At 51.8% G+C, this 16,927-nt stretch carries 16 protein-coding genes; 1 reads left to right on the forward strand and 15 read right to left on the reverse strand.

The genetic code is table 11. The features are described from left to right. Nucleotide 1: 1 nt before the first annotated feature. The 10 genes from N2M06_RS08150 to N2M06_RS08195 form a co-directional block, all read right to left on the reverse strand. Nucleotides 2-844, reverse strand: a complete 843-nt coding sequence (locus tag N2M06_RS08150; RefSeq protein ID WP_346350493.1) for a hypothetical protein — start codon at nt 842-844, stop codon at nt 2-4. Between the two features lie 191 nt (nt 845-1,035). Beyond that, on the reverse strand, nt 1,036-1,227 hold the full coding sequence (locus N2M06_RS08155) for a hypothetical protein (protein ID WP_346350494.1): 192 nt from the start codon (nt 1,225-1,227) through the stop codon (nt 1,036-1,038). Further along, complete coding sequence (locus N2M06_RS08160; RefSeq protein ID WP_346350495.1) at nt 1,197-1,367, reverse strand: IS3 family transposase; 171 nt, start codon at nt 1,365-1,367, stop codon at nt 1,197-1,199. Before N2M06_RS08160 ends, N2M06_RS08155 begins: the two co-directional genes overlap by 31 nt. Before the next feature lie 134 nt (nt 1,368-1,501). Next, nucleotides 1,502-1,795 carry a transposase gene (locus N2M06_RS08165; RefSeq protein WP_346350496.1) on the reverse strand — a complete coding sequence of 98 codons (294 nt, stop codon included), beginning with the start codon at nt 1,793-1,795 and terminating at the stop codon, nt 1,502-1,504. Nucleotides 1,796-2,192: 397 nt separating this feature from the next. Then, nucleotides 2,193-2,900, reverse strand: coding sequence for a hypothetical protein (locus N2M06_RS08170; protein ID WP_346350497.1), 708 nt, complete (start codon nt 2,898-2,900; stop codon nt 2,193-2,195). A gap of 84 nt (nt 2,901-2,984) precedes the next feature. Further along, nucleotides 2,985-3,821 carry a DUF2971 domain-containing protein gene (locus N2M06_RS08175; RefSeq protein WP_346350498.1) on the reverse strand — a complete coding sequence of 279 codons (837 nt, stop codon included), beginning with the start codon at nt 3,819-3,821 and terminating at the stop codon, nt 2,985-2,987. Nucleotides 3,822-3,936: 115 nt separating this feature from the next. Further along, nucleotides 3,937-4,410 carry a trimethoprim-resistant dihydrofolate reductase DfrA1 gene (gene dfrA1, locus N2M06_RS08180; protein ID WP_000777554.1) on the reverse strand — a complete coding sequence of 158 codons (474 nt, stop codon included), beginning with the start codon at nt 4,408-4,410 and terminating at the stop codon, nt 3,937-3,939. A 99-nt stretch (nt 4,411-4,509) separates the two neighbouring features. Beyond that, complete coding sequence (gene estX / locus N2M06_RS08185) at nt 4,510-5,352, reverse strand: alpha/beta fold putative hydrolase EstX (RefSeq protein ID WP_001456218.1); 843 nt, start codon at nt 5,350-5,352, stop codon at nt 4,510-4,512. A 138-nt stretch (nt 5,353-5,490) separates the two neighbouring features. Continuing rightward, nucleotides 5,491-6,357 carry a PSE family carbenicillin-hydrolyzing class A beta-lactamase CARB-2 gene (locus N2M06_RS08190; RefSeq protein ID WP_001931474.1) on the reverse strand — a complete coding sequence of 289 codons (867 nt, stop codon included), beginning with the start codon at nt 6,355-6,357 and terminating at the stop codon, nt 5,491-5,493. A 146-nt stretch (nt 6,358-6,503) separates the two neighbouring features. Further along, nucleotides 6,504-7,334, reverse strand: a complete 831-nt coding sequence (locus tag N2M06_RS08195) for an abortive infection family protein (RefSeq protein WP_346350499.1) — start codon at nt 7,332-7,334, stop codon at nt 6,504-6,506. 334 nt (nt 7,335-7,668) lie between these two features. On the opposite strand from N2M06_RS08195, the gene N2M06_RS08200 reads away from it, so the two are divergent. After that, nucleotides 7,669-8,646 (forward strand): integron integrase, encoded by a 978-nt coding sequence (locus N2M06_RS08200; protein ID WP_346350500.1) that lies wholly within the window; start codon nt 7,669-7,671, stop codon nt 8,644-8,646. A gap of 230 nt (nt 8,647-8,876) precedes the next feature. Here the strand turns inward: N2M06_RS08200 and N2M06_RS08205 are convergent, their stop codons facing one another. The 5 genes from N2M06_RS08205 to prpC all read right to left on the reverse strand — a co-directional run bounded on the left by N2M06_RS08205 (nt 8,877) and on the right by prpC (nt 16,902). Beyond that, on the reverse strand, nt 8,877-9,983 hold the full coding sequence (locus N2M06_RS08205) for a Fic family protein (RefSeq protein WP_346350501.1): 1,107 nt from the start codon (nt 9,981-9,983) through the stop codon (nt 8,877-8,879). A 70-nt stretch (nt 9,984-10,053) separates the two neighbouring features. Next, nucleotides 10,054-11,928 carry a propionyl-CoA synthetase gene (locus tag N2M06_RS08210; protein ID WP_346350502.1) on the reverse strand — a complete coding sequence of 625 codons (1,875 nt, stop codon included), beginning with the start codon at nt 11,926-11,928 and terminating at the stop codon, nt 10,054-10,056. A 52-nt stretch (nt 11,929-11,980) separates the two neighbouring features. Then, nucleotides 11,981-13,147 (reverse strand): 2-methylaconitate cis-trans isomerase PrpF, encoded by a 1,167-nt coding sequence (prpF, locus tag N2M06_RS08215; RefSeq protein WP_346350503.1) that lies wholly within the window; start codon nt 13,145-13,147, stop codon nt 11,981-11,983. A gap of 12 nt (nt 13,148-13,159) precedes the next feature. After that, complete coding sequence (acnD, locus tag N2M06_RS08220) at nt 13,160-15,739, reverse strand: Fe/S-dependent 2-methylisocitrate dehydratase AcnD (RefSeq protein WP_346350504.1); 2,580 nt, start codon at nt 15,737-15,739, stop codon at nt 13,160-13,162. Nucleotides 15,740-15,747: 8 nt separating this feature from the next. Next, nucleotides 15,748-16,902, reverse strand: a complete 1,155-nt coding sequence (prpC, locus tag N2M06_RS08225) for a 2-methylcitrate synthase (protein WP_346350505.1) — start codon at nt 16,900-16,902, stop codon at nt 15,748-15,750. Nucleotides 16,903-16,927 lie beyond the last annotated feature (25 nt).

The following is a 16,927-nucleotide window of genomic DNA, read 5'->3' on the forward strand; positions in this document are numbered from 1 at the left end:
TCTAATTAGCTCTACCCGTAACTTTCACAAACACGTTATCTATACATCTTCGATCACCTTCAAAAATATCACATTCCATTCCTACCTCTGGTGCCATAATTGAAACAAAATTAGAATTTGATTCATAATCATAAACACAAGCATGCATAAAAAAGGAAGTCAGTGTTTCTCTTGACATATGCTGTTTGCTTAACACTGCAAAATTTACTAAAGTGTCTCTAAATCCTGGTTCAGACTCTTCCATAAACTCTAGCTGTGAATATGTTTTTGTTTTTTTATAATGCACATTTTCTTTTTTTGCTTCATCCAGTATTGCACCAGTAAGACCTGCTTGCTTAGCGCAGTAAGAAATTACACTATCATCATCCACCCAGTTATTTTGGCCATTCACTTCAACATCTCTGTCGACTGTGTAATAAACAGGTTTCAATGTAGTAAAATACCAAGGTGTACTAGTTGTTTTTGCGTAATACTTATGGCTATTGGAGTAACCTTGTTTAATCCCCCAGATCAACTCTCCTTGTTTAATACAATGCAGTTGAGTAGGCAAATCATAACCAGAGAAGCTTTTCTTTTCTAACGCGCGCAGTTGACCACCATCCTGTTGACAATGATCTGAAAATGGTTTGAAGGCTAACCTTAATCCATATAGGCCATATTCATCATCATGGCTTCCATCAAGTTCTGGAATCAGCACAACATCTTTTGTGATGAAGTTATACTCTTTACCATAAATATTAGCTGCATATTCTTCTGCATCAGCACCTGAGTTGACAGAAGGGTTGCTTGCACAGCCAGAAGCAACCAATATACTAAAGATAGAAAATGCATAAAACTTTTTCATCTAAAACCTTCCTTCTATTTTAAAATTAATCTCAATATAAAATAACGCCGAATTCTGTGAAAAAACGAAACGGAGCGTAGGTTTATCCCTAGCAGAGTTTTGTTAAGCAATATAACTAAAAATATGTACCTTGTTGAAATGTTGCTATACACCCACCGTTTAATGCTGAGGGATCCCCACATTTTTGGGACTCAACACGCATAATTTTTTCTCATTTCATCATAGGCCTCGGTAAGATCTTGTTCACTGAACTGGTAGCGAGCATCTTTGACAATTTCCTTGCCGAGGAAGAAATATGACAACACAGCTCGATCACGCTCAGTATTGGCCTGAAAGTGCCGATGATATTCTTTCAGATAGGCTGCTTTGCCAATAATTTGCATGCCAGCCCTTCCTCTTTCATCAGTCGGGCAATCCGATGGCGACTGACGGCTTCATCGTCTCCCGTCAGCTTCTTCTGAATACGCCGCGTTCCATAGGTTGCCCGGCTTTCTTCGTGGTGCTCCCGGATTTTCGCCTTCAACGCCTTCTCCTGCTGTTTTCGTGGGCTGGGCGGCCTGGACCGCCACTCATAATAACCACTACGAGACACTTCAAACACGCGGCACATCAGAGCAGTGCTGAACCTGCCCTGATTGGCGTCGATAAAGGTATACCTTAGCGAGATTCTTTGGCGAAGAAGGCGGCCGCCTTTTTTAGCAGCTCTCGCTCTTCCTTGAGTCGGGCGTTCTCCCGGCGCAGCTGCTTCAACTCTTCATAGAGATGCTGCTCTCCCACTTTACCATCGCCCTCAGTGCTCTGCTGGCGGTGATACTTGGCGATCCAGGTATGTAACGTATTGACGTTAACCCCCAGCTCCCTGGCGGTCTGATTGACTGATTGCTCAGACTCTACTGCCAGCTTGACGGCGGCTTCTTTAAACTCAGCTGTATAGGCTTTCTTCTGACTCATGACACACACCTTTTATGGGCAGGTGATCTTACCTGCGTCTGTGTGTCCGGGGAACTATAGCCAGATCACTGATTTCTAGGCGACGATACCAATTTCACTTATGGCACGAAGAAAAGAAAACTAAATTCGACGTGACCACTTACTGTCTAGTGGCACACCAAGATAGGAATTTGGACTTGGCCACTTTTACGATATTGCTAAGTGGCACCAGGAACGAACGGGAAACCTACTGATTTAGCACAATCCCTGATGCTAGATGTTTCAATTCTGGCACGATTTACAACAGAGCCACAACCCCAAAGAAGCAGAGCACACTAACGCCGCAAACAGCGGCGAGCGTTAGCGAGTCCGGCGGCGATAGCCGCGAACTGCTTTGCTTTGTTATGTGCTTGTACGCTCATGACTTTTCTCTGAGAATGTTTTTTAGTTCATCTACTGCCATTGGTGGATGAGTTCTATGAATGATTGCATGACAATTAGGACAAAGTGGCTTTAGGTCATTTACCGGGTCAACGACATACTCTTTCTTCAGTGAAGATAAAGCGACTTCATGATGGACATGTATATACCTTTTCCCAATAGCGCCATAAAACCTTTCAAAATCAAAGCCACAAATGAAACACTTAAACCCATAATGCTCAATGCAGGCCATACGCGCTTTTGGGTTTCTTTCGTAGGCATTAACCGATATTACTGATGTAGCCCCTTCAATGTATGTTTCAGGCGCTAAAACTTCTTCTGCGATTGCAGTTTTCTCTGAACCATTATCACTAACTGCGTACCAACGACCACTTCCTTTGACCAAATTCTTGTCTATAAGAACTGGCTCAAAGCTTTTTATTTTCGCACGCCCCTCTTCAGTTCTAGTGTACTCCATCGGAAATACTTTTAATTGATAGCCTTTTTCTAAAACAAGTCTAATGTGCTCGATAGACTGACCTTTTCCTGGCCCAGACCAATCTTCGTCCAAAATCAAGCCATCTTGATGAACATCCCACAAACCGAAAACAATGAACTTTTCTTCATGATTTACAAAAGACCAGCTCCAATTCCAGTTTTTACAAGTCGCTCCGACAGACTCAATGAATTGCTTTCTATTCATCATTAGCACTCACTTTCTACATTCACATAACGCCTGGCTCTAGGGCTGCATGGAGCGTAGCGTAATGCAGTCCCTAGCAGCCACTTGTTACATTTTTTCTCTATCGAACAGTAGCTGTTCGCTGGTTTTGTAAATGTCTGACCAAGTACCACCAAGATTGGTATAAGGTATTAGCTTGTACTCTTCATCATGCACTTTTAAGAAGACGACATTAATGCCTGATGATTGATGGAGCTTGATAGCTTCTGATTTAATGCTATCACTCGAATTACAACCTAAATAGATGCATTTAATACTATTGAGTGGGATTTCGGAAACGTATATTTCATTTCCTAATGCATCTTTGATGTTTAGGTTTCTACATTCAGACAATGGCTTTGTTATTCTGATTTCATTTTCGTAGGACCAAATATCAGATTTAAAATACAGATCTTCGATAGCCACATATTCATTTTCATACAAAAGCTTCGCATCAATAATTGGCCTGCGAGGAAGATAGTGAACTGGACTAGAATTCTTGATGAATTCACTATCTGGCTTAAACTCAATTACTATGCCCTGGTGTGACTCTGCATAGTGCGCCCACATCAGGAAGTTCGCCGGCATAAGTGTTTCTGCTCGTGTAAGACACAAGATGCCAATCTTCTCATTTAGTTGCGAGAAGATGTTCTTCCCATCTAATTTTCGTGATTGAGTTTCTGCCGTGTGGTTGGTAAGAAGATACTTCTCATAAGACGATTGGTGTCCATGTATTACGAACTGGCATGGCCGCTCCTCACCCTCAATAAATTCCTCATCCAATACATGAAATTCTGGCTGTAACTCGAACGGATCATTAAATGCTTTGGGCTGAGAAAACCTTACTGTTTGGTCTTTGAGGAAACACTCCGCAGATACATTCCCCAAGTATTTATATGTTTTCACCCTGACTCCCTATGTGGCACCGAGAAATGTAACGCCTGGCACAGCGGATCGCAAACCTGGCGCGGCTTTTGGTACAAAAGGCGTGACAGGTTTGCGAATCCGTTGCTGCCACTTGTTAACCCTTTTGCCAGATTTGGTAACTATAATTTATGTTAGAGGCGAAGTCTTGGGTAAAAACTGGCCTAAAATTGCTGGGGATTTCAGGAAAGTAAACATCACCTTCCGGCTCGATGTCTATTGTAGATATATGTAGTGTATCTACTTGATCGATCAGGCTTTTGTATATCTCCCCACCACCTGAAACAATGACATGATCCGTTATTTTCTTTAGGTTGGTTAAAGCATCTTTAATTGATGGAAAGATCAATACGTTCTCATTGTCAGATGTAAAACTTGAACGTGTTACGACCGCATACTTTCGGTTGGGTAATGCTCCCATTGATTCAAAAGTCTTGCGTCCAACCAACAGCCATTGGTTATAGGTAATAGCTTTAAACAGGAGCTGTTCACCTTTGGCACTCCATGGAATATCAGGGCCATTCCCGATAACTCCATTCTTCGATATAGCTACCATTAGTGATAGTTTCACAATTCTTCCTCAGAGGTTAACGCCTTGCTCACCGGAAAATTGCGAGCGCAGCGAGTAATTTTTACGGTGCAGCAACTTGTTGTACGGTGCAACCGATAGCTATGACGTTTGCCCCTTAATCGCCTGGATAATCCTCGGCCAGTCTTCATGATGCAACTCATGTCCCGTGCCTTCGAGTGTCAGCATTTTTGAACCACGAATCGCATCTTTCAGTGCCAACCCATGCACATAAGGAAGTACAGGATCCTCCGTGCCGTGAATGATCAAAGTTGGTACAGCTATCTCATTTAATCTCCCGAGCCATCTCTCGCCACCACCTAAAGTAGTGTGGTTGAATGTTGTCAGGATATTCGGAGTGCGATCAAAATTTAACTCAGCGATATTTTGTATCTTCTCAGCGTCAAAAGCATGCGCAGTACCTGAGTTGATTCGCCACGCTCCGACCTGATACGCGACGACAGCATCTCTATCAGACCAATCCAGCGATTCCGCCCGTTGGTGATACTCAATGATGGCAGGATCAAAAGCGGGCATATCAGGATCTGCATCTGCAAGCCGTTCTGAAGCAATCAGCGTCAAGCTCTTCACACGTTTCGGATACTTGAGAGCTACAAGCTGGGAAAGAAATCCCCCCAAAGACATGCCGACTAAATGAGCAGCTTCCAGACCATAACCATCAATGACGCGAACCACATCATCTGCTAATTCTTCAACGGAATATGGAGCTTGACCTGGCTCATAGCTTGTTGATTTCCCGGTATCACGGTGGTCGTACCGGATCACATAGCGACCCATTTTGGCTAGTTGGGAGCAAAACTCATCAGGCCACCACACCGCAGACGACATTGCCCCCATGATCAGGATAATGGGTTCATGGGCCGGGTCGCCGAATGATTCGGTATAGAGTGAAATCGCTTTATCAACAACTACCTTTTCTTTCATACTAAAATTGCCTTCGAGGTTTACGTACAACGCCGCCATAAGTTGCGGCTTTGGAGTTGATTGTTTTGTGGTAGCGTAGCGTTAAACCACAAAACAAGCGACGGAAAAGCCGTCAACTTGATGGCCTTGTTAGCCTTATCAGCGCGACTGTGATGTATAAACGTCAAAAATTGAATGACCAATTTTAACAATCGCATCATTTCGCTCTGCCATTGAAGCCTGTGTTTGAGCTAGATAGATGCTCACAATAATTGGGGCTTGATGCTCACTCCACACAACTGCTGTAATACTCCGAGCACCAAATCCGCCAGCACCTGAGCGATCCGCAATGTTCCATCCCGCCGGCAATACTGAACGTAGTAAATTACCAGTGACTTGATTGTTCACCATCCAAGACTCTAATTTTTTCTGGTTCATTTCAGATAGCGCGGAACCAAATAAAAATTTATTCAAAGTACTGGCTATTGCCTTAGGAGTTGTCGTATCCCTCAAATCACCGAGCTTACCTTCATTTAAATCAGGCTCAATACGGTCTAGACGAGTCTCTTTGTCCCCAATTTGTCTTAAAAAATCAGTAACGCCTTTGGGGCCACCTACAGCACTTAGGATGATATTTGCCGCAGTATTATCACTTGTAGTCATAGTTGCGAAGCACGCATCATCGAGTGTGATTGCCTGCCCTACTTGCTTTTCTATTACAGGGGAATAGGTCACAAGATCTGCTTTCTTAATCTCGACTGTACTATTGGGATTAACTTTTCCTTGCTCAGCATCATATAGTAATTTAGCGCAAGCTATTGTTTTAAAAGTACTTGTTAACGGGAAGCGCTGATTGCCATTGTAATCCCAATATTCTCCATTTTGAGTATCAAGAACGGAAACACCTATACGAGCAGAAAGAGAAACTTCAATTGCCTTAACGTCTTGTTCAACTTGCTGAAACTTTGAACTACTTGCAAAAACCACGGATGGTATTAAAAGCGAAAATGCCAATAAAAACTTCATGTAAGTAACCCCATAATTTTGATTGTCACACATTTTATATAAAAGCATGAGGCTCCATAATATGGCTAACGCTCGCAGCACGCGCGGCTTTGTAATGGGGCGCAGCCGCAATGGAAAAGCCGTCGCTGTGCCTGCGATTGTTAGCATTACGCTCTACCTTTTCTCTCATCCCAAGTCTCCAGTACGAAAAGCGCGATGGTATGAGCTGAATGGATTGCCAACCTGGCATGCCGAGGCTTTAAGTTGTATATCTTACGACCTTGCCCATGAGCGGAGCTTGCATGAGTCCTGAAAGCACCGATCCCGTCAACCACAGACAACACGCCAGATAGAATTTTTTTGAGATCGTCATCTTCCAAAGCAGCAGGATCAAAGCCCAAGTCTGCACGCACAACTTTCCATACATTTTGAAGATCCTGTTTCTGTGGCATAGCAAGATTTTCATCAACTATGTAAGTTTTGAAGATCGATTCAAGAATATTACATGCAGCAGAGACGGCCTCTCTCGGCTCAGAGTTTACATTCGCAAGCGCACGATTAAACTCAGCATCAATTGAAGGAATATCTCGACCTTTAATTAGCTCGGCTAGTGATCGACTTGGAGCAGAGCTGCCATCGGATATAATTCCGCCGGTGATGTAAATGAGATTGCATCTAGACAGAATGGCTTCCAGCTTAGCTTTGAAGTCCTTTTTAACATCTCCGTTCGAGCCGCCGAACCAAGAAGACGCAGTTTCTTCTACGTCAGGCAATTCCATGTAGCACTCGATAAGTCGCCCAAGAACGACCAAGGGGTGATCGGATTCTTTGTTCACTCGACGAAGCCATGCTTGGACTTTAACGGGCTTCGAACCATCTGGCGGATCGCCAGGGGCTTCAGCATATGCGAACAAGTTGTCCAGGCTAGCGTGAGTTTCGAGGGCTGGCATGTTCTCAGACAGCACTGCTATTACTGGAGCAGGGATTTCCTTTCTCATAGAGTTACTCGTACCCCTCATTGAATGCTAACATTATAATAGTGAGCGTGCTCATATATGTTCAGACACCCGCTCTCGGTAAATTTCATAACACCCTGATTATACGATCATTTTCTCTTTTTTAGATCAACTACTCCATGATCAAAGTGAGCATGCTCACTATCTACGCAGCTTTGCTCGTTATCTACATCATCATCAAGCAAGCTCTTCAATTTACTTGCTTTTTCTGCTCGTAGTTGCTGTACACGAGCACACTTTGTTGATAACGAGCATGCAAAGCTCACAGTTTGCAATATACTGTATATACATACAGTTAGCGTGAGTGGGTAACAGCATGGCTGCCAGTCCGTTTTTGAATCGCATTCGTCGGGAGCTTCGCTTGGGTGGCTATAGCCTGCGCACCGAAAAAACCTACCTGCACTGGATCAAACGGTTCATTCGCTTTCATCAGCTGCGCCACCCTGCGGACATGGGTGCACCAGAGGTTCGCAGCTTTCTTACCTGGCTGGCCGCCGATTGTCATGTTGCCGTCAATACACAGAAAACTGCTCTTAATGCCCTGGCATTTATGTATCACAAGGTGCTGAATATCGAGCTTGGCGAGCTGGATTTTCACCATGCTACTCAATATCGCCGACTTCCCGTTGTGCTGACTCAAGCTGAAGTCGCGTTAATCTTCAAACACCTGGATGAACGCAACCGGCTGATTTTTTCATTACTGTATGGCAGCGGCCTCAGAATCACCGAATGCCTGCGGCTCAGAGTACAGGACATTGGCTTTAACGACGGCTCGGTCACCGTGCGTAACGGCAAAGGCAACAAAGACAGAAAAACCATGCTGAGCCAGCGGCTGCACAACATGCTGCACCAACAGATAGAAAGCGCCTTGTCTATTCAGCAGGAAGATAACCTCAAAGGCGTTGGCCCATCACTGCCCTTCGCCCTTGGCAAAAAATATCCCAATGCTTTTCGCCAGCCCGCCTGGATGTTTATTTTTCCCTCTGTCAGCCTGTGCAAACACCCGGTAACCGGAGAAGTTTGCCGTCATCACCTGCATGACTCAGTGCCACGCAGGGCGCTGAAAGCAGCGGTTCGTCAGTCCGGTATCTGCAACAAGCGCATCAGTTGCCATACCTTTCGCCATTCATTTGCCACGCATCTGCTTGAAAGTGGCCGCGATATCAGAACCGTACAGGAGCTGCTTGGCCACAGCGATGTGCGCACTACTCAGATTTACACTCACGTGATCGGTCAGCACTTTGCCGGCACACACAGCCCTCTGGACTTTCTTGCCGGTGCGGACAATCAGTAACCAATGCGATGTTGGCTGAACACCACGCAGGCTACCGCCAGACCTTGCAGGCGATCATCCTGATTGCAGTTTTATAAATTTGCGTCCTATTTTGACGCACTGGCAGAATAATTCAATTGAGACTATTCAGGAAAGTGAGCTAAATCGTTTGATTTTCAGGCATTCAGGCTCCGTGAGCCGAATAAAACGGCTAATCGGCTTATTCCATTGAAAGCAGGCCTACCTGCCTACTACAGCGCCAGCCCATACCGAGTGCTACGTCCGCCGCCCGGCAGGCTGTGCAAACATCCTTTTTCTACCAAATCCGCCAGATCACGGGTGGCCGTGGCCTTGCTCACCTTGGCCAGCGCCTGATATTTGCGGGTGTTAATGCCGCTTTCAAACTCTTCTCCGGCGTTATCCAACAGCCGGTTAAGCACCTTTATCTGCCGTTCACTCAGGGGCGTTTTTGCATGTCGCTGCCAGAAACGAGTCTTTTCCAGCACCCGATCTACCCGGGCCAGCGCCTGCTCCAGTGCCTCTTGCAGCGTGTCCAGAAACCAGGACAGCCAAGGAGTGATCTCCAGGCTGCCCTTCTGGGTCTGTTCAAGGTGGTCATAATAGTCAGTGCGCCGGGCCATAATGGCCGCACTCAGGGAATAAAAGCGCACGGAGCGGGCCTCGGCCTGGGCCAGCGCTCTGTCGGTAACCGCTCTGGTTACCCGGCCGTTGCCATCATCAAACGGATGCAGGGTGATCAGCCATAAGTGAGCAATGCCGGCTCTGAGAATGGCATCAAGTTGTGCCGGCGGATGATTGAACCAGTCAATAAAGGCATTCAGTTGCTGCTCCAGCCCCTGCCTGGGCGGCGCTTCAAAATGAACGGTAGGGTTATCCATTCGGCCGGATATCACCTGCATAGGATGTTCCCCTCGCAGCTCACCAATCACAATACGGGAAAACATGCCCTGAACAGGAAACAGCTGTGCCTGCCAGCGGCATAACTGCTCACAAGAAAATGGTTGTTCGGGCTGATGGGTGGCTTCCAGTAACAGGGCTACCAGAGAGTCGGACTCGGGAGTGGGTCTGCTGGTAACGCCGGCCTGCTCCAGCCCAAGCTGACGGGCCACCGACGAGCGAACCGATCCCACATCCAGGTGCTCTCCCTCAATTTCGCTGGTGCGAATGGCATTCTGGATAAGCGCGTCCATTTCCACGGCCGAGTCGGTTTGCGCAGGTGCGACTTCAGTGCGGCCCAACAGTCTCCCCTGCAGCCAGCGGATCTCATCAAGCCTGGGTTTAAGCCTTGCTTCATCCCAATGAAAATGAGGCCAGTCTTTGTGCTGCCAGATGTACATGAGCCGAATAACCACCCTAATCGAATCAGAATATGAGCCGATTATGACAATTAATCGGCTCACAGGGAAGTTACTCCAGCACTCGCGCCAGCTCTTCCAGCGAGCCGGGGTCGTCGATGGTAGACGGCACCACATATTGCTCGCCGTCGGCTATCTGGCGGATCACCCGGCGCAGTATTTTGCCGGAGCGGGTTTTGGGCAGCCGGTCGACGATAATGGCCTGTTTAAAGCAGGCCACGGCACCTACCTGGTCGCGCACCAGCTGCAGCAGCGCCTGCTCTATGTTGCCATTATCCGATGTGTAGCCGTCTTTCAGCACCACCAGCCCCAGGGGCAGCTGGCCTTTCAGCTCGTCGTGCACACCAATCACGGCGCATTCGGCCACCGCTTCATGGCTGCCTACAATTTCTTCCATTTCGCCGGTGGACAAGCGATGGCCGGCCACGTTGATCACATCGTCCATACGGCCCATTACAAACAGGTAGCCATCTTCGTCCATGTAGCCGCCGTCGCCGGATACGTAAAAACCCGGGAACTGGCCGAGATAGCCGGATTCAAAACGGTCGTGATTGCGCCACACCGTGGGCAGGCAGCCCGGCGGCAGCGGCCGTTCAATGGCAATGTAGCCCTGCTCGCCGGCGGGCTGCGCTTCGCCCAGCTCATTGAGCACAGTCACTTTGTAACCCGGGGTGGGTTTGGTGGCGGAGCCGGGTTTGGTGGTAAAGCGCTCCAGCCCCAGCGGGTTGGCGGCTATGGCCCAGCCGGTTTCGGTCTGCCACCAGTGATCCACCACCGGGCGCTTGGTATGAGTTTCCACCCAGTCGAGGGTGGGCGGATCCAGCCGTTCGCCGGCCATAAAAATGGTGGTGAGTTTGTCCATGGGGTAATGGGCCAGCTGCTCGCCGTTCGGGTCTTCCTTTTTAATGGCGCGAAAGGCGGTGGGTGCCGAAAACAGCACTTTTACGCCATATTCGTCGCACACCCGCCAGAAGGCACCGGGATCCGGGGTTTTTACCGGTTTGCCTTCATACATAATGGTGGTGCAGCCGTAAATCAGCGGCGCATACACTATGTAGGAATGACCCACCACCCAGCCCACATCGGAGGCGGCCCAGAATACATCGCCGGGCTTTACGTTATAAATGGTGTTCATGCTGTAGTTCAGCGCCACCGCATGGCCGCCGTTGTCGCGCACCACGCCCTTGGGTTTGCCGGTGGTGCCCGAGGTATACAGAATGTAGAGCGGATCCGTGGCTTTTACCGGCACACAGGGGTGTGGCTCGGCCTTTTGCATCAGGGCCGACCAGTCCTTGTCGCGATCATGGGGCAGGTCTGCCGGGCATTCCGGCCGTTGCACCACCACCACATGCTCGGGCTTGCAGCGGCTGTCCATCACCGCCTTGTCCACCAGCGGCTTGTAGGGGATCACCTTGTTCACTTCCACCCCGCAACTGGCGGTGAGCAGCACTTTGGGCTCGGCGTCTTCAATGCGCACCGCCAGCTCGTGAGGGGCAAAGCCGCCAAACACCACCGAATGAATGGCCCCCAGCCGGGCACAGGCCAGCATGGAAATAGCCGCTTCCGGGATCATGGGCATATAAATCACGACTCTGTCGCCTTTTTGCACCCCCAGTGCGGCCAGCATGCCGGCGGCCTTGGCTACCTGATCCCGCAGCACGCGGTAGGTGTAACGGGCCTTTTGGCCGGTCACCGGCGAGTCGTAAATCAGCGCGGTCTGATCGCCCCTGCCCTGCGCCACATGATAATCCAGCGCCAGATGAGCGGTGTTCAGCTCGCCGTCGGCAAACCAGCGCTCTATGCCGTGCTCGTCCTGGCTTAATATGGCTTGCGGAACGGTAAACCAGTCCAGCTGTTCGGCTTGCTGTTTCCAGAACACTTCCGGCGAGTTGGCCGCCAAATCAAATGCCTGCTGATAGGTGAACATGCTATTTGCTCCTGACATTGCTTTTCCTTAAGCGCCGCGGGCGCATTGATGACTAAAACGGCACGCGCACTACCCCTTCCATTAAAATGCGCGCACTGCGACTCATGGTGACTTTCTCTACCATCCAGCCTTGCTCGGTGTGCTGAGCGCTGGCCCCCACCCTGAGGATGCCGGACGGATGACCAAAGGTAACCGACTCCCGCTCGCCGCCGCCGGCGGCCTGGTTAACCAGAGTGCCGGGCACACAGGCGGCGGCGGCAATGGCCACGGCGGCGGTGCCCATCATGGCGTGGTGCAGCTTGCCCATGGACAGCGCCCGCACCAGCACATCGATATCGGTTTTCTGCACGGTTTTGCCGCTGGACGCCACATAGGCCGCCGGCCCCGACACAAAGGCTACTTTGGGCGTGTGCTGGCGGCTTGCTGCCTGCTCCGGTGAGTTAATCAGCCCCATTTTCACCGCGCCAGCTGCGCGAATACGCTCAAACAGGGCCAGCGTACCGGCATTGTCGTTAATGGCCGGCTGCAGCTCGGTGCCGGTAAAGCCAACGCTGTTCGCATTAATAAAAATGGTGGGAATACCGGCGTTGATGAGGGTGGCGTCAAGCGTGCCGATGCCGGGCACGTCCAGCTTGTCGACCAAATTGCCGGTAGGAAACATGGCCCCTTCACCGGGTGCCATAAAGTCCACCTCAATTTCCGCCGCGGGAAAGGTGACGCCGTCCAGCGCAAAGTCGCCGGTTTCCTGCACCTCGCCGTTGTGCATGGGCACATGCACCAGCAGGGTTTTGCCTATGTTGGCCTGCCATACCCGCACCGTGGCCATGCCGTTTTGCGGCACCCGCTCCACCAGGCCGGCATGAATGGCAAAAGGCCCCACCGCCGCCGAGAGGTTGCCGCAGTTGCCGCTCCAGTCCACAAAGGGCTGGTCAATGGACACCTGGCCGAACAGGTAATCCACATCGTGATCCGGCTGTTGGCTTTTCGACACAATCACGGTTTTGCTGGTGCTGGAGGTAGCCCCGCCCATGCCGTCGGTGTGTTTGCCATAAGGGTCCGGGCTGCCAATGACCCGCAGCAGCAGCTTGTCTCTGGCCTCGCCGGGCACTTGCGCCGCCGGCGGCAGATCGGTCAGATTAAAAAACACGCCCTTGCTGGTGCCGCCACGCATATAGGTGGCGGGAATTTTCAGCTGGGGTGCAAAGGTGTTGCTTGCCATGGTTTCTTCCTTTTAACCCGCCAGAAAGTCCTGGGCGAAACGTTGCAGCACGCCGCCGGCGCTGTAAACACTCAGCTCGTCGGCGGTGTCCAGCCGGCAGCGTACGGGCACGTTTTCCTGCTCGCCGCTGATGCGGGTGATCACCAGGGTCAATTCAGCGCCGGGCTGAATGTGGCCCTGCACGTCATAGAGTTCAGTGCCATCGAGCGCCAGCGTGTGGCGGTTGGTGCCGGGCATAAACTCCAGCGGCAGCACGCCCATGCCCACCAGGTTGGTGCGGTGAATGCGCTCAAAGCCTTCGGCCACGATGGCTTCCACCCCGGCCAGACGCACCCCCTTGGCAGCCCAGTCCCGGGACGATCCCTGACCATAGTCGGCCCCTGCTACTATGATCAGCGGCTGCTTGCGGTTCATGTAGGTTTCTATCGCTTCCCACATGCGGGTCACTTTGCCGTCCGGCTCTATTCGCGTAAGCGACCCTTGCACCACTTCGCCGTTTTCCCGCACCATTTCGTTAAACAGCTTGGGGTTGGCCAGGGTCGCCCGCTGAGCGGTGAGGTGATCGCCTCTGTGGGTGGCATAGGAGTTAAAGTCTTCCTCCGGCACCCCCATGCTGGCCAGATATTCCCCCGCCGCGCTGGATGCCAGAATGGCATTGGACGGCGACAGATGGTCGGTGGTGATGTTGTCACCCAAAATGGCGAGCGGCCGCATGCCGCTAAGGCTGCATTTCCCGGCCAGCGCCCCTTCCCAATAGGGCGGACGGCGAATATAGGTGCTGTTGGGCCGCCAGTCGTAAAGCGGCGGCGTGTTTTGCGCGGCGTCATTCAGCTTGAACATCTGAATGTACACTCGGTTGAACTGCTCGGGCTTCACATACTCCGCCACCACCGCATCTATTTCTTCATCGCTGGGCCAGAGATCGTTCAGGTAAATAGGCTTGCCATTGGCATCGGTGCCCAGCACATCGCGCTCTATATCAAAGCGAATGGATCCCGCCAGCGCATAAGCCACCACCAGCGGCGGCGAGGCCAGAAACGCCTGCCGGGCATAAGGATGAATGCGGCCGTCGAAGTTGCGGTTACCCGAGAGCACGGCCGTGGTGTAAAGGTCGCGTTCAATGATCTCTTGCTGAATATCGGGGTCGAGCGCGCCGCTCATGCCGTTACAGGTGGTGCAGGCATAGCCCACAATGCCAAAGCCCAGTTGCTCCAGCTCCGGCAGCAGGCCCGCTTCTTCCATATAAAGCCGCGCCACCTTGGAGCCGGGGGCGAACGAGGTTTTTACCCAGGGCTTACGTGTTAGCCCCAGCGCGTTGGCTTTTTTGGCCAGCAGCCCCGCCGCCACCACGTTGCGCGGGTTGCTGGTGTTGGTGCAGGAGGTGATGGCAGCAATAATAATGGCACCATCCGGCAGTTTACCCGGCTCTTCATGCCAGGGGCCGGCAATGCCGCGCTCGGCCAAGGCCGAGGTGGGCAGCCGCCGGTGCGGGCTGGACGGCCCCGCCATATTGCGTGTCACAGCGCCAATATCAAATTCCAGCACCCGCTCATACTCTGCGTTTTGCAGGTCGTCGGCCCACAGGCCGGTATGGCGGGCGTAGGCTTCTACCAGCTTCACCTGCTCGTCGTCGCGGCCGGTGAGCTTGAGGTAGTTGATGGTCTGCTCGTCGATGTAGAACATGCCGGCAGTGGCCCCGTATTCCGGGGTCATATTGGAAATGGTAGCCCGGTCGCCAATGGTGAGATCCCTGGTGCCTTCGCCAAAGAATTCCAGCCAGGCCGACACTACCCGTTGCTCGCGCAAAAACTCGGTGAGCGCCAGCACTATGTCGGTGGCGGTAATGCCGGGCTGGCGGGTGCCGGTAAGCTTTACGCCGACAATGTCGGGCAGGCGCATCATGGAGGGCCGGCCCAGCATCACAGTTTCGGCTTCCAGCCCGCCCACGCCAATGGCAATCACGCCCAGCGCATCCACATGGGGCGTATGGCTGTCGGTGCCCACACAAGTGTCGGGAAAGGCCACGCCATTTTGCACCTGCACCACCGGCGACATTTTCTCCAGGTTGATCTGGTGCATAATGCCGTTGCCGGCAGGGATCACGCTCACGTTCTCAAAGGCGGTTTTGCACCATTCAATAAAGTGAAAACGGTCTTCGTTGCGTCTGTCTTCAATGGCGCGGTTTTTGTCAAAGGCGTCCGGCTCAAAACCGGCATGCTCCACCGCCAGGGAATGATCCACAATCAGCTGGGTTTGCACCACCGGGTTAACCCGGGCCGGATCGCCTCCTTGCGCGGCAATGGCGTCCCGCAGGCCGGCCAGGTCCACCAAAGCGGTCTGGCCGAGAATGTCGTGGCACACCACCCGCGCCGGATACCAGGGAAAGTCGTGGTCGCGCTTGCGCTCAATCAGTTGTTTCAGGCTGTTGGTAAGCTGAGCCGGTGTGCAGCGGCGCACCAGTTGCTCCGCCAGCACCCGAGACACATAGGGCAGGCCTTCATAGGCACCGGGAGCAATGGCGTTCACCGCTGCCCGTGCATCAAAGTAGTCAAGCTGAGTGCCCGGCAGCGGTTTGCGAAAGTCGGTATTCATGGCATTCCTCACTTGCGCTCGCTGATGGGCAGCCAGGCTTGCGGCTCGGGGCCGATATAGTCGGCGCTGGGGCGAATAATGCGGTTGTTGGCGCGTTGCTCAAACACATGGGCGGCCCAGCCCGTGACCCGGCTCATCACAAAGATGGGGGTAAACAGCTTGGTGGGAATACCCATAAAGTGATAGGCAGAGGCATGAAAGAAGTCGGCGTTGCAGAACAGGTTTTTCTCCCGCTTCATCACCGCCTCTACCCGCTCGGACACCGCATAAAGGTGAGTGTCGCCTACGTCTTCAGAGAGTTTTTTGGCCCACTCCTTGATAAGGGCATTGCGCGGATCCGACTCGCGGTATATGGCATGACCAAAGCCCATGATCTTTTCTTTGTTGGCCAGCATGTGCAGTATGCCCGCCTCGGCTTCATCCGGGGTCTGCCAGCGCTCAATCATTTCCATGGCGGCTTCGTTGGCACCGCCGTGCAGCGGGCCGCGCAGGCTGCCAATGGCCGCGGTAATGCAGGAATGCAGATCCGACAGGGTGGACGCGCACACCCGGGCGGTAAAGGTAGACGCATTGAACTCATGTTCGGCATAGAGCACCAGGGAGCAGTGCATTACCTTTTTATGCAGCTCGCTTGGTGCCTTGCCGGTCAGCATTTCCAGAAAATAGCCACCTATGCTGTCCTGCTCCGGGCAGGTGGTGTCAATGCGCACACCATCGTGACTGTAGCGATACCAGTAGCAGATAATGGCCGGCAGCATGGACAGCAGGGTATCGGTTTTGTCCTCCTGCTCGGCAAAGTCCATCTCCTGATCCAGATTACCCAGCACAGAGCAGCCGGTGCGCATTACATCCATGGGGTGCGCATGGGCAGGAATTTCTTCCAGCACCCGGCACAGGGCTTCCGGCAGGCCCCGGCGGGACATCAGGTTTTGCTTGTAAGTATTCAGCTCGGTCTGAGTAGGCAGCTTGCCTTTCAGCAGCAAATGCGCGACTTCTTCAAACTCGGCATGGTGTGCCAGGTCGGTAATGTCGTAGCCCCGGTAAGTGAGGCCGGTACCGCTTTTGCCCACGGTGCACAGCGCCGTGCTGCCGGCACTCTGGCCACGCAGGCCCGCGCCGCCCAGTTGTTTTTCTTCCTTGGATTTTTCAGCAAAGGTGGTCATGGCTGGCTCCTTGTTATGTTTTGGT

This window comes from Oceanimonas sp. AH20CE76, assembly GCF_039654065.1.
Classification (GTDB): domain Bacteria; phylum Pseudomonadota; class Gammaproteobacteria; order Enterobacterales; family Aeromonadaceae; genus Oceanimonas; species Oceanimonas smirnovii.